The organism is Filimonas lacunae (assembly GCF_002355595.1).
Classification (GTDB): domain Bacteria; phylum Bacteroidota; class Bacteroidia; order Chitinophagales; family Chitinophagaceae; genus Filimonas; species Filimonas lacunae.
The window spans coordinates 320,100-333,992 of the sequence record NZ_AP017422.1 but is presented as its reverse complement, the minus strand read 5'-3'; the positions used below and the strand labels follow the sequence as shown (position 1 = coordinate 333,992).

11 protein-coding genes are annotated in these 13,893 nt (G+C 39.5%); all 11 read right to left on the bottom strand.

Translation table 11 applies throughout. The features are described 5' to 3' along the window. Nucleotides 1-2: 2 nt before the first annotated feature. Nucleotides 3-1,607, bottom strand: coding sequence for a hypothetical protein (locus tag FLA_RS01335; RefSeq protein WP_144264135.1), 1,605 nt, complete (start codon nucleotides 1,605-1,607; stop codon nucleotides 3-5). Nucleotides 1,608-1,621: 14 nt separating this feature from the next. Beyond that, entirely contained in the window at nucleotides 1,622-2,587 is a 966-nt protein-coding gene (locus FLA_RS01330) for a glycosyltransferase family 2 protein (protein ID WP_076381612.1), read from the bottom strand. Nucleotides 2,588-2,604: 17 nt separating this feature from the next. After that, nucleotides 2,605-3,759, bottom strand: a complete 1,155-nt coding sequence (locus tag FLA_RS01325) for an acyltransferase family protein (protein ID WP_076381611.1) — start codon at nucleotides 3,757-3,759, stop codon at nucleotides 2,605-2,607. 37 nt (nucleotides 3,760-3,796) lie between these two features. After that, nucleotides 3,797-5,266: a polysaccharide biosynthesis protein gene (locus FLA_RS01320; RefSeq protein ID WP_076381610.1), complete on the bottom strand. Its 1,470-nt coding sequence runs from the start codon at nucleotides 5,264-5,266 to the stop codon at nucleotides 3,797-3,799. A gap of 80 nt (nucleotides 5,267-5,346) precedes the next feature. Next, on the bottom strand, nucleotides 5,347-6,354 hold the full coding sequence (locus tag FLA_RS01315) for a transporter (protein WP_076381609.1): 1,008 nt from the start codon (nucleotides 6,352-6,354) through the stop codon (nucleotides 5,347-5,349). Continuing rightward, complete coding sequence (locus tag FLA_RS01310; protein ID WP_076381608.1) at nucleotides 6,351-7,484, bottom strand: acyltransferase family protein; 1,134 nt, start codon at nucleotides 7,482-7,484, stop codon at nucleotides 6,351-6,353. The genes FLA_RS01315 and FLA_RS01310 overlap by 4 nt, the downstream gene beginning before the upstream one ends. A gap of 10 nt (nucleotides 7,485-7,494) precedes the next feature. Beyond that, a complete protein-coding gene (locus tag FLA_RS01305) occupies nucleotides 7,495-8,526 on the bottom strand; it encodes an acyltransferase family protein (protein WP_076381607.1) in 1,032 nt (343 codons plus the stop codon). Nucleotides 8,527-8,623: 97 nt separating this feature from the next. After that, nucleotides 8,624-9,736, bottom strand: coding sequence for a GDP-mannose 4,6-dehydratase (gmd, locus tag FLA_RS01300; RefSeq protein WP_076381606.1), 1,113 nt, complete (start codon nucleotides 9,734-9,736; stop codon nucleotides 8,624-8,626). 30 nt (nucleotides 9,737-9,766) lie between these two features. Continuing rightward, entirely contained in the window at nucleotides 9,767-10,693 is a 927-nt protein-coding gene (gene fcl / locus FLA_RS01295; RefSeq protein ID WP_076381605.1) for a GDP-L-fucose synthase, read from the bottom strand. A 15-nt stretch (nucleotides 10,694-10,708) separates the two neighbouring features. Beyond that, on the bottom strand, nucleotides 10,709-13,042 hold the full coding sequence (locus FLA_RS01290; protein ID WP_096510636.1) for a GumC family protein: 2,334 nt from the start codon (nucleotides 13,040-13,042) through the stop codon (nucleotides 10,709-10,711). A 17-nt stretch (nucleotides 13,043-13,059) separates the two neighbouring features. Beyond that, entirely contained in the window at nucleotides 13,060-13,872 is an 813-nt protein-coding gene (locus tag FLA_RS01285) for a polysaccharide biosynthesis/export family protein (RefSeq protein ID WP_084206457.1), read from the bottom strand. Nucleotides 13,873-13,893: the final 21 nt, after the last annotated feature.

The window sequence follows — 13,893 nt, the reverse complement described above, 5'->3', positions numbered from 1 at the left end:
TGCTAACTGTTCTTTAGAATTCGGGTAATTAACCTGGAAGCATGGAAAAAAAACAGGTACAGCAGCACCATTTGTATCCATCCTCTAATCACAAAAACCACCACATACAATACATTCTCAAAACTGATATAAAGGAAAATGGTGGTCAGGGAGATCAATGCTATAAAACTAAAAATAGACTTAAACTGTGAGTTACGCGTTCGTATCACAAAGGTATCCCAGAGAAAGAAGGCCGGAATAATCACAATGTATAATAATAACAAATACCACCACCCGAAAGAGGCCATTCCAAAGCCCGCAAAGTGCCCTACCCTGAAGCCGCCAAGCGCATTCGCCCCTCCCACACGATCATATAAAAAATCTCCGGAGGAATAGGAATTGACCACTTCTTTATTAATATTGATGTGTAATGCCTTCATGATAGGATCGGGAAAGACTGCCATAGGCCGTTCTATAGCATATTGTGTAACTACCGGATCTATTCCACCCAATTTATCAGCTATCTCCAGACTGGCGTCATTCATTTTCATGTTACAAAACCTGGACAAAAAAATGTTGTCAAGGTAATGTTCGTCCCACCCCCCTACCGGCTTGGGCGCCGCCGACATATTCTCATATTCTTCCAGCTGCTCTTTATCCAGGAAAGTTTCGTAAGTAAGCTTCAGCAGTTCCAACCTGTCAATATCATGGCGATATTTTCGCACCACTACCATGGCTGTGGCAATGTCAGCCAGGGGCCCTGTTAACAGCCACAATACTACAAAGCCTATCATGATATTGCGCCGGGTAAAAAACTTAGGTATATATACCCCCATTAATAACCCCATGAAATATCCAAACCCTAACGCAGTAAACCCGAACATAAATGCGCCACGACTATTCCGGCCCAGGCTTACCAGAAACAAAGCGATAGTAAACAATGTAAGATGAATAACGTTTTTCTTCGTTACTTTTCTATCACTACCGTGCAGATGGTTGAGTAGAATATAGAAAGGAGCATAGGTAAAAGGAATTAAGCCCTGAATAAACTTATTTCCCGCTCCGGACACCTCATTGCCTACCGAGGGTGAATAAAAGTATACATAAAACATGGCCATAAGTCCCCCCATACCAATAAGCCATACCTGCTGGTTGCTGGGGCTATCAAAAAGCCTGGCCCACACCATAGCCCTTTGTATCCTGTTAAAGAAATAGGTATATCTCTCTAACAAAAACCGGTAAGTTAAATGTGCCAGTGATAAAACAAAAATTCCTATTAATGAATGCGTAAAAACTTCGTAAGGCGTGTTCAGGTTGTAAATAACCGGATGTGCATCCAGTAAAGTAAACATCATAGGAAAGTGAAACTGCCTGAGAGAATAAGACATGACCGTTAAGGTAGATAACGGGTAACGTTCCACTATCGACCTCAGCAATATAGACCTTACCGTAACCCACCAGCCAAACATACAGGTTACAACCGCAAAAAAATTGGCTACAGAAGGAAAGAATACCATTTGAAATACAGCAGCAACAGCCAAAAGGATAGTAGTCCATCTATTAAACAATGCCAGGAAGTTAAATTTCTTCAACTTCTGAGCATCCAGCTGTCTACTTTGATTTGTCATTGCCATCATATTCATTATACCCCCTTCAGTAATCTTTTAGCGGAAAAAATTCTACCACATCTTCCTCCTGCAGAAATAATATACAACAGCCATTTACCCAACGAAGAAAACGCGTATCCCGATTTTAACCCGTTCAGCTCTTTAAAGAAATTTTTATTCCCCTTCAGGTAAAATTTAATAGCTGCATCGCGCTGTAATGAGTCGTACTGCAATGTTCCATGCAACTTCACAAAGAAGGTATTTCCGGGATATTGTTCCTGCACGGCATTATACAATCTTTCTACAATAATGTGTTTTTGCCTGATCAGTTCCCCTTTCTTATTCAGGTAGTTGGAAGCTACATTAGGATGTCTTCTGATATAGGTAACAGAAGTATCTACTACACCAAAATCAACAAACCTTGCTGCCCTGCTCCAAAATTCAAAATCACCCGCGTAAGGCAAGCTTTGATCAAACCATCCTGCCTTTGCAAAAAGACTGGTGCGTAACGATACATTCGACAGGTTACCGGGCAGGTTGCCGAATATATAAAACCAGATGTCTGCTTTTCCTGCCTTTATTAAAGCAGGAACTGATGATTTTTGATATTCCAGCAAGTGCTTTCCTGTAACTGATTCATGATTAAACCGGGCAAAACCGGTTTCAGGCGCAGCCGTGTTCCAGTAATTTACTACCTGTTGCAGCGAAGTCTCCGACAGGAAATAATCATCCTGGCAAAGGATCTGGCAAACAGGAGCAGCCGCCTGCTGAAATAAAAAGTTCAGATTGCCAAAGATGCCCAGGTTCTTCTCCTGTGCAAATAATTTTATCCTGGGATCATTTAAAGCAGTCAGGTATTCTCGCGATCCGTCTGTACTTACATCGTCACTAATCAGCAACTCCCAGTTCTGAAATTGTTGCTTTAGTACCGATTCCACACATTCTTTCAAAAACGGAAGACCATTGTATACGATTGTAATAATGGATATCTCAGGTTGCATTGTCAGATTTTTTCCAGTTAAATTTTATCAGCAAATTTTCGGCCTAGTTTCTGAATAGGCCATTCTACATAATAATGGAATGGCACTGATATTACTAATGAAAGCAGCACAGATAAAATGATCAAGAGATATACAGGCAAATAATTTGCCAGTGTAAACCCAACCACGCCAATAACAATAGGATGTAACAGATACAAGCTAAAAGAAACCTTACCTAACTCTATAAGATATTTATGATTTAACAATGCCGACGCACTGCTGCTGATAGATAACACCAGCAATAGCACAGATGCCATACAAACCACATAATCAGCCGGAATCTTAGCTGCCACTTTTAATAAAGGTGCCGGCAACACCGGAATCAGCCATTTATAGGTATACAGTACAATGGCTATCAGCAACACTATTACGGTTTGCCATTTACTCAGCTTTTCAAAATAAGCCAGTATCTGCTGATGGTATTTAGATAAGAGAGCTCCTACCAGAAAAAAGGTAAGGTAATAGAACAGCCCAAAATCTTTCCAATGCGATTGGAAACCAAAGTGTTTGCCTATATGGTAAAACACCAGGTTAGCCGCTGTAACAGCAATACATGCCGATATTGACAAACGCTTGAATAAAATAGCTATAAAAGGAAATAACAGGGATACTTTCAATTCAATGGGCAGGCTCCATAAAGAAGTTACTACATTATGAAAACGTCCTTGCATGGGAAACATAAATCCAGCAACATCTGAACCGGTGACTGGCTTATCATAAAAACCATTAAACCACTCGCTTAAATGTTCAATACGCGGTGCGCTGCTAAAATAAAGGTTTAACACTATGCCTATGCCCAATGCAATAAGGTAAGGCAGATAAATTCTGAAGATTCTTTTTATGAAAAAAGAAAGATAACTGCCATTCTTTTCATTGTAATAGGGAATGGCCAGTACAAAGCCACTCATTACAAAGAAAAGAATTACCGCTTCATGCCCGGCCCAAAGCACATGCAATACGGAATTGGTCAATAGTTTTACCATAGGGCCTGCATCCTTTGCATGAGTAGTAAATGCACCGTAGAACAAAGCCGACATAATTAAACAGTGGTGCATTAATACCTGGAAAGAAGCAATGCCCCGTAAAGAGTCTAGGGTATGGAGCCTGTAAGATCCTTTGTTTTGTGAACTCATAAACGCTGCTATAGAAACTTTAAATGATGAGGAACAATCAGGCTTTTATCAATTTGCCCATTACCGGTATTTTTTTAAGCAATCCGTTTGTTTTTTGAATAACCAATACCGGCAGCCTTTTCCAGTACCAACGCACATTGATGCCTACTGCAATTAAGGAAACTACCAGAATGATGTATGCATGTTGCGGAAACAACACCATTAATGTAGAAAATACAGTAGCTATTAACACCGACAAATGGGCTATCCGGGAAGCTTGCGCAGGCCATTTCAGCCCATGCTGAACCAGCCATTTATGCGCCACCATTTTATACCCCTGTGTTGCCACCAGCTCAGAAGCAAGCAATGCAATACCAGCGCCTACTATGCCTACCATTGGCACCAGCGTAAACATACCTGCCAGCACCACTAATGCTGATAGAATAGAAATGATCAATTGTGAACGTAACAGGTTGTTACCTCTCATAATTGTCATAGCCGGCTGCGCCTGCGCATATACTAATACCCCCAGGGATAGTATGGCAAAAAGCAACGGATCAAATGTAATCTTCCCTTTGGTCCATACATGGAAAAGTGCAGGGGCAAAAGCCTGTAAAATCAATACACCAGGTGTTAATATCGCAATCAACACCATCCATACCGTGCCAAAAGAAGCCTCCATTCTTTCCTGATCCCGCTGATTTAAAAAACGCATTAACTCCGGCATCAGCGGGTTGGTTAATGTACCTAAACCTTGCAATGCAATATTAGCGCCCGTGCGTATGGTAGAAAAAGCAGCCATAGCAGTAGCTCCGGAAAGAGGGGCCAATATTACCCGTATCCCTTGTTGTCTTAAGTTTTCCAGTAAATCCTTACCAGACAAAGCCAGGGAATGAAAAAAGTTACGCCAGCCCAGTTTGGATGATTTTTGACTGAAGCTGATGCTTACCCCCTCTTTCTTTAATAACCGGAACATATCAAAAAACATGGGGATGTTATATACAACAGTTGCCACAGCCATGGCAATACCTGCTTCCAGTAAACCTTTGCCCATTATTACAGGGATCAGTGGAGCTATTGAGGTAATGACGGCCGACCATACTCCCCACCAACTCATACGTGCATAGTATCCAAATGGTGATAAGGAGCGCACCAATATGCCTCCGATACTACCTGTAATCCACCATATAATCCCTTGCAATAACAATACAATACCTGCATCTTTCACCAGCTGGCTGTTATCTGCCGAAGTTTCGCCCAGCATTGGCATTAAAAGGCCTGAATACACGATACCCGCAATCACCAGCACTTCCAGCAAACCTGTCCACAGCCCTACTTCTATACTGGACCACAGGTTGATAGATAATTCTTTTTTCTTGTCTGCACCAATTTTCAAGAACTCAAACCCCAGGTAATTCTGATGCCCCTTGTCTAATGTAGAAAGTACGGTCACCAAAGCCTGGATAGCCAACCATATTCCATATACATTTACCGACCAATGTGACAGGTAAATGGGGATAAGCGCCATTTGAGAAATTATGGTAATTCCTATTCTCACCCATGAAGCCAAACTCCCTGATATTATCCGCGATGTACTAGACATTTACATTATTTTATCTTCTTAATCTCTTCCAGAATACCTTCCGCAATTTTAACCGTGGTCTTAGTCTTTATCCACTCCAGTGAATTCAATTGTAGCTGTGTATACTCCTGTTCAGATAAAGCTGCCACTTTGCCCAGCAAATCATCTGCATGGGAATAATGGATGGTATTACTTCCTGTTAACCCATGAGGAGCACAGTTTGCAGGCTTTGCCTGTAACTGCTTAAAACACATCACAGCGCCATTCGCTGCAATTTCGTAATGCCTTAAACAATCCCAGCCGCCGCGTTTGGTAGTAATGCCAAAACGGGATTGCTGTAAATCGTTATAATATTCTTTTTCCGATTCAAAGGCATAAGAGGTATGTGTATTGGGTAGCCTTGCCGACAATTCACTATCCACTACATGTACAGGAAAATCTTTTTGCTTAGCCGGCAAAGTAGTTACTATTTTTTCTTCCGGAAAACCAAACGATACCCTTCTTAAGTTGGCAGACTGTGGCACCCTCTTTTTAATGAAAGCAGGTAACTTCTGGGCCAGTAAAGAAAATCGGGTATCAGGAGTCCATTCTCTTTTAAAATACAAAAACTGTTTATGCGCTTTCGGTATCATCCAATAGTACGGCCTTCTCCACCAGAACCCCCTGGCCGGAAAAGGATGTATGGTATCATCACCATCCAGTATAACCGTATTCTTTTTGTGGAGATAAGGACGAAACTGATAAAATAAACCAAACTGCCGCTGGATATTACTGAACACAATTAAATCGAAATAATTATTCCGCACCTTTTCCGGTATGTTAAACCTGTCCACTTCAATATCGTCGAGTAAACCAGAGTATAAGCTAAAGCCATTGCCTCTTACATTTTTCTTCACGTAATCCGGGCAGTTTTTATACATCACGTCGCACCTGGGAAAATCTACACAATCACTGCCAAATAAAGTTCTGAAACCATGAAAAACAGCATCAGCCAGGTAGTCTTCATGCGGGTTAGTAATATAAAGAATTCTCATATAACGTTTTTAAACATCAACTTTTTATCCTGCTCTTTAAAATACCTGATGATGGCTTTTTGTAAAGGCTTTTCATAGAGATAATAACATACAATGGATACTGCAACCAGTACCAGCGTATACAACAGAAACTGAATGCCAGTGGTTAGCTTGTTTCCGTTGTTAAAGCAGTAGGTGTAGAACAGAAAAACAGGGAACTGCAAAATATATACCCCAAAACTTATTTCGCCCAGGAATATGAATAGCTTGTTAGATAAATACCTGCTTGCTGTAGCCCCCAGGTTACAGATAGAAAGTACAAATACAAAATAAACCGGGGTTAAGCCCCCTCCTTCTATAAAATCATTCCCCTTAGGCAATCCCAGCAATACCGCAAAGATGATAACTGCAGATATAGTAGCAGCTATACCGCCAAAATACCTGTTAACGAGCTCCGGCTTTTTTACATAAAATAACCCACATAAGCAACCTGCAACAAACACACCCAGTTTAAATACCGGATGATTATGTAAGGTGCCGTTGATAAAATCTATAGCCGGAATAAATCGCAGATGAACAGGAAGCCAGTTGCCAGAGGTAAGTGCAGTAACCAATAAGCTTACTACAAACATAACGGTAGTTACTATGGTAAGCTTGCGCCATGACCAGCTTACTATTATTTCCAGTATAAAAGGGAAGAGAAAGTAGAAGAAGAACTCGCACGAAACCGACCAGCCGGGAAAGTTGATTGAACCCGGGTATATCCACCGTTGCAAGCCTGCTGCTTCCAGCGGAAAGCGATGCGGAATACTGTTATCGTAATTCTTAACACCGTAATGAAACCCTACACAAATAAGTAATGCCAGTAAATATAGCGGATAAATACGTGCCAGCCTTCTTACCCAGTAATCCTTACGGGAAAAGGTTTCCAGCACATGAGTATCCGATAAATGCCTTTTATTGGATACCAGCATTACAAAACCGGAAATAAAAAAGAAATAGTTTACTGCTTCGCCTAAACGCCACGATAAAGAAGCATCGGTTAAAAGTGCTTTAGGATAAAAGTGAAAGAGCAGTACCCCATATGATGCGAGAAAACGAGTGAAGTATAGTGTTTGTGTTTTTAGGATATCAGTAGTTGGATTTTTCATGAGCACATCACTATTTTTTCGAATACCTGTTCTTTATAAAATGAAGACTTACATTTTCAATATACCTGTTAATAAGATAAGCAATCAGCGTGTTAACAGCTAAAATAATGATCACTGCCAGCCAAAAATTAAGATGCCAGCTACCTGTTAATAAAGGCAGTAAAACTCCTGCACTTAAAAACTGATGAATCAGATAAAGGCTATAAGAAATTCTTCCATAAAATAAAGATGGCTTAATGGCAATAAAGTCCAGCTTTTCGTACACGAAAAGAAGAAAGATGATAAAATAAGCCACCAGCATGCTTCCATATTGAGTTACAGATATAGCGGTATGGTTATGATGAAATTTATCAAACAAATAGATCTGTGTTCCCATACACAGCAAAAGCATCAGTATGCGAAAAGGCGATGCCGTTTCCTGTTTTATCTTATACATGATAATACCTGCATAAAACAAAGGAAAATAAGCTATCAATGGAAACGCTACACTGATTACATGTAACAGGGCGTTACTATTGAAAACCGTTTCAAACAGGCCATAACAAAAAGAAAGCAGTAAAAAAGGAATACCTATTAATTCAATGTTCTTAAGCCTTCCGCTGATAAAAACCAGTAACATCAGGAAGTAGAATACCAACTCAATAGTCAGTGTCCAATAAGGGCCATCTACATTTCGCACTTTAAACCAGTGCTGTAGCATGGTCATGTTAACAAGGTATTGTTTTACTGAAATTCCGTAATTAAGATGTGGCAGGTTACATACTACTGTTATTACAATCAGTAAAGCTGTAAAAGTTACGGCAGTCCAGTAAGCAGGATATAACCGGGCAAAACGGCTGATCAGAAAATCTTTCCAGCTTTTGCACCTTTCCAGGGTCATTAATATTACGAAGCCGCTGATAATAAAAAACAGATCAACCCCGGTACATCCTAAATTAAAAATCACGCTGCTATGGTTGCCAAGGGTTGTAAGATGAAACAACACCACCATTAACGCAGCAAATCCTCTTAAGGCATCTAGCTCAAGTATCCTCTTACTCATGAATCTGACAACTTCGCAGATGAATGTTTAGGGTTATATATGTTAAATGAAAAGAGTAGTTGGTGAACTACTCTTTTCATTTTTGAATCGATATGGATTATTCGAACTGATTTTTTATTTCATAACCGTGAGTCTTCAACAAACTATCACGTTTAAACAAGTTCACATCCGATTCTACCATTTCTTTCACCAGGCCTGCCAGATCATATTTGGGCTTCCAGCCTAGTTGAGTATTTGCTTTGGTAGGATCTCCTATTAACAATTCCACCTCTGTAGGCCTGAAATATTTAGGATCAATAGCAAGTACTTCTTTCCCTACTTCAATCTGGTATTCGTTATTTCTGCAAGCGGCTACATATCCTTTTTCGTCTACGCCTTCGCCACGAAACTCAATATCAATGCCCACTTCAGCAAAAGCCATTTTAATGAAATCACGGATAGTGGTAGTAACTCCTGTAGCTATTACATAATCTTCCGGTTTTTCCTGCTGCAGAATCAACCACATTGCTTCTACATAATCCTTTGCATGTCCCCAGTCTCTACGGGCATCAATGTTGCCCATATACAGTTTATCCTGTAAACCCAATGCAATTTTAGCCACTGCACGGGTTACTTTACGGGTTACAAAAGTTTCACCACGTAAAGGGCTTTCATGGTTAAATAAAATACCATTACAAGCATACATTTTATAAGCTTCTCTGTAGTTTACTGTAATCCAGTAAGCATACAACTTAGCTACTGCATAGGGAGAACGTGGATAAAAAGGAGTGGTTTCTGATTGTGGTACAGCTTGCACCAGACCATATAACTCAGAAGTAGAAGCCTGATAAATTCTGGTTTTTTCGCATAAACCAAGTATGCGAACTGCCTCCAGAATGCGCAAAGTACCTATACCATCTGCATTTGCAGTGTACTCCGGAGTATCAAAGCTCACTTTCACGTGGCTCATTGCACCCAGGTTATAAATTTCATCAGGCTGCACTTCCTGGATAATTCTGATCAGGTTGGTGCTGTCATTTAAATCGCCATAATGCAACTTAAACCTTACATTTTTTTCATGCGGGTCCTGGTAAAGATGATCTATTCTATCTGTATTGAACAAAGAACTTCTTCTTTTCAACCCATGAACTTCATATCCTTTAGAAAGCAATAGTTCAGACAAGTATGCCCCGTCCTGCCCTGTAATACCTGTAATAAGCGCTTTTTTCATAGCGGATGTATTATTTTTAATCAACGCAAATTATTTGTTTTTCAAAAAATCTTCATAGGCTTTAGTTAAGCCCTCTTTTAGCTCAGTTTTATATTTCCAGCCAAACGAATTCAATTTAGATACATCCATCAACTTTCTGGGAGTTCCGTCTGGTTTAGATGCATCGAATATCAGGCCTCCCTCATAACCAACCACTTCTTTCACCATTTCGGCCAATTCTTTAATGGTCAGATCCGAACCTGTTCCTACGTTCACCAATTCTTTCTCGTTGTACTTTTCCATTAAAAAAATACAAGCTTCAGCCAGGTCATCTGCATATAAAAATTCACGCTTAGGACTTCCCGATCCCCAAACAGTAACATCAGATGCATTACTTTCTTTGGCTTCATGAAAGCGCCTTATTAAAGCAGGTAATACATGTGAATTCTGAGGATGATAATTATCACCAATGCCATATAAATTGGTAGGCATTACACTTATAAAATTACATCCGTACTGATCTCTGTACGATTCACATAATTTAATACCTGTAATTTTAGCTATTGCGTAGGGCTCATTCGTATACTCTAATGGGCCAGTTAATAAATATTCTTCCTTCAAAGGCTGGGGGGCCATTTTCGGATAAATACAGGAGCTGCCTAAAAACATCAACTTTTTTACTCCTACACAATAGGAAGCATGTATAACATTAGCTTCCATGATAAGGTTGTCATATATAAACTCAGCCCTGTAGGTATTATTTGCTAAAATGCCTCCTACTTTAGCTGCCGCCAAAAAAACATATTCAGGTTTTTCCGCATCAAAAAAATCGTTAACCGCTGCCTGATTGCGCAGGTCCAGCTCTTTCGATGTTTTAACGACTATATTAGAATACCCCTGTTCTTTTAAATGCCTTAGAATAGCTCCGCCAACCATTCCCCTATGGCCGGCTATGTATATCTTGCTTTCCTTTTCCATAATAATATCTGGCGCTTAACTGTTTTTCTCTCCATACAACCCGTATCCATACGCATACCCATAACCTTCATAACTATACCCCGATTTCTTTAACTGCACATCATTAATAATGATATTGAGCTTAGGTAACGTTTTCTTCAGATACAGCTTGTTTAACCAGTTAATTTGTTGTTTATGTGTAAACGCATGTCTTACAACATATAATGTTACATCAGCCAGTACGGCCAGTACTTCAGCATCTGTAACCAAACCCACTGATGCGCTATCAATCACAACATAATCATAATGCTCCTTCAATGTTTTAACGAGAGCACTCATTTTGGGAAGCATCAGTAATTCTGCCGGATTGGGTGGTAGCGGGCCCGAAGATAATATATCAAACTTATTATCAGCACCATAAAACTGAAGTAATTCCTTCCAATTGGCATTACTATCTACCAGGTAGTTGCTGATACCTATTCTACGTAATTTTAATATATCTGTAATTCTGGGCTTTCGCAGATCCAATTCCAGTAATATTACTTTTTTATCAGTGAGGGCTAATGTGGCTGCCAGGTTAATAGAAAGAAAGGATTTCCCTTCTCCTCCCATGCTGGAAGTAATCAAAATCACCTTCTCATCTTCATTTGCCATCAAAAACTTAACATTAGTTCTTAACGATCTGAACTGTTCAGAAATAAGACTTCTTGCTGCCAATGCCACTACTTCTTCATCATTTCCATTGTGCCCTATTTCTGCCAGAATGGGGGCGCTCGTGTAGTTCTTAATGTCTTTTGAAGAAGAAACCTTACTGTTCAATAGCTCTTTTATGTAATAAAAAGCGAAAGGAATAGCCAATCCCAGCACAAACCCCAGTAGCAGAAAAGATTTTCTGTTGGGTTTAAAAGGAAAGTCATCTGCCTTGGCCGCGTCTATTACCCTTGCATTGGCCAGGGTAGATGATTTTGAAATAGCAGTTTCCTCACGTTTTTTCAATAAAAACAGATACAGCTCCTGTTTAATAGCCTGCTGACGGGAAAAGTCAAGCCAGATTCTTTCTTTTCCAGGCACTTTTGACACCTGTGATTCAATAGCACCTGTTCTTTTTCTCAACTCATTGACCCCTATCTGTACTCCTCTTTTTACAGAGGCAATACTGCTTAACAATTCCCCGCGCAAATTAAGCAGCTGCTCATTGATTGTTTGAACAGAAGGGTGAGTTTCGGTAGTACTCATTAGCATTTTATCACGAACCAGCTGAACTTCGTTGTAACGCTGGATAAGTGATATAAAAACAGGGTCTTGCATTACCAGCGAAGACGGCACCACGCGGGTCTCATTCTTACTGCTAATTAAAAATTCTTCCAATGCTTCAATCACAGCCAACTGTACTTCCTTTTCTGTTAACTGTTTGGAATAGTCACTGGTGTTTTCCAGTAATAAGCGTGATTGTTCTGTAATATCTGTAAGCCTGTTCTCTTTTTTAAATCCTTCAATATCCTTTTCAATACCAGACAGCTCTTTAAACACCAACTGAAGCCTGTCATCTATAAAACGTATGGTGCTATCGGCAATCTGGTTGGCGTCATTTACATTTGCCTGGAGGTAAGTATTAATTAAAGAATTTAATATTATTTCTCCTTTTTGCGGAATAATTTCTTTTAAACTTAAACTGATAATACTTACCTGTTTGTTAGGAATAGCCACCCCTAAACGTGACATATATTCCGCTACAGATCTGTTCACTGGAAGCGCAAAAACAGTAACAGGCTCCTCTTTACGCCACTTAACAAAAGCATCACTTGTATTAATAATTATATCACCGGTAGGTAAATGCACAATTTCACCAAACTTACCCACATACTTTTTATCCAGTACTGTAACGGTAAACTTATTAATGTCTTTGGCATCAAATGCTACCAGGTACTCGCCATAATTAATAGAACTATCTGAATTGGGATTTACATACCTCATTGTGATAGGTCTGTTCAGATATAGCTCGGTAGCCTTTAACTGGCCAGAATAATAATACTTAATAAAAAGCTGGTTATTAACAACTACATCTTTCATCAAAGCGTAGCTTTTAAATATTTCAGCTTCGTTATCAACACTACTGGTGCCCTTTAATAGTCCAAATTCTTCCAGTATGCCTACATTGGCAGTGCTGTTTTTATCATCCTGTATTAAAATGGAGGCTCTGATTCTGTACTCAGGAGTCTGGTATTTTAAATACAAATACGATAAAGCCACGCAAACCACGATTGAAGCAATAAGCCATGGCCATAAGATAAGAAACTGCCCACCAAGCTTTTTGAAAAACTCATTCTCCTGGTCAGGTTCCACTTGTTCAATTACAAATTCGTGCTGCATAAAGCTTCAAAAGATGTTTATAACTTAGATACGATAGTTACAAATACTGTGATAAGAGATGCGATCAAGGCAAAGTTGCGTGTTCTGATAGCATCTGTAGATGCAGCTTTGGCTCTGTTAGGCTCTACATAAACCATATCTCCCTGCTGCAAATAGAAATAAGGCGAGTTGATTATTTTGGAAGAGTTTAAATCAAAACGCACAAACTTCTTCTGCCCAACAGAATCTCTTATCAGTAACACATTTTCCCTTCGCCCGAAAATAGTAAGATCTCCTGCCATACCTAAAGCATCCAGTATACTTACTTTTTCGTTAGGCACAATATAAGTAGATGGTTTAACCACCTCTCCTAAAACAGTAATAGTGAAATTTGTAAATCTAACATTTACAACAGGTTGCTTATAGTAAATCGCAACTTTATTGTGTATAGAGTCACGTGCCTCAGCTGTGGTAAGGCCTGATATTTTCACTTTACCTATAATGGGTAATTCTATATTTCCTTCTTTATCTACTAAAAAGCCATTGACAGGCTGGCTAGCAACCGGAGCGCTTGCAGCTCCAGGCGATACTGCAAATGACGTGGTATTGTCCGAATTTAACATGGTATTTATAGCAGGATCCAAAGTGATAATAGATACCTGCACAATATCATTAGGTTGTATTTTAGGATCTGTGAATTTAGCAGCTTCAACACTCTTTGGCACCACCAATGAATCCGGCACATCTTTAAAATAAGCTAGTTTTTTGTTGACGTGACAGGACATAAGGTTACAGGAAATAATTATTACTAAAAATCCTGCCAGTATTCTTTTTATATGAATCTTTTTCATAATTTCAATTTCACTCCTATT

Bases quoted from the DNA above. Each gene is read 5' to 3' on its own strand.
- FLA_RS01315 (WP_076381609.1), bottom strand. From the start codon at position 6,354: ATGAGAATTCTTTATATTACTAACCCGCATGAAGACTACCTGGCTGAT.
- FLA_RS01305 (WP_076381607.1), bottom strand. From the start codon at position 8,526: ATGAGTAAGAGGATACTTGAGCTAGATGCCTTAAGAGGATTTGCTGCG.
- FLA_RS01320 (WP_076381610.1), bottom strand. From the start codon at position 5,266: ATGGCGCTTATCCCCATTTACCTGTCACATTGGTCGGTAAATGTATAT.
- fcl (WP_076381605.1), bottom strand. From the start codon at position 10,693: ATGGAAAAGGAAAGCAAGATATACATAGCCGGCCATAGGGGAATGGTT.
- FLA_RS01285 (WP_084206457.1), bottom strand. From the start codon at position 13,872: ATGAAAAAGATTCATATAAAAAGAATACTGGCAGGATTTTTAGTAATA.
- FLA_RS01310 (WP_076381608.1), bottom strand. From the start codon at position 7,484: ATGAAAAATCCAACTACTGATATCCTAAAAACACAAACACTATACTTC.
- FLA_RS01335 (WP_144264135.1), bottom strand. From the start codon at position 1,607: ATGACAAATCAAAGTAGACAGCTGGATGCTCAGAAGTTGAAGAAATTT.
- FLA_RS01325 (WP_076381611.1), bottom strand. From the start codon at position 3,759: ATGAGTTCACAAAACAAAGGATCTTACAGGCTCCATACCCTAGACTCT.
- FLA_RS01330 (WP_076381612.1), bottom strand. From the start codon at position 2,587: ATGCAACCTGAGATATCCATTATTACAATCGTATACAATGGTCTTCCG.
- gmd (WP_076381606.1), bottom strand. From the start codon at position 9,736: ATGAAAAAAGCGCTTATTACAGGTATTACAGGGCAGGACGGGGCATAC.
- FLA_RS01290 (WP_096510636.1), bottom strand. From the start codon at position 13,042: ATGCAGCACGAATTTGTAATTGAACAAGTGGAACCTGACCAGGAGAAT.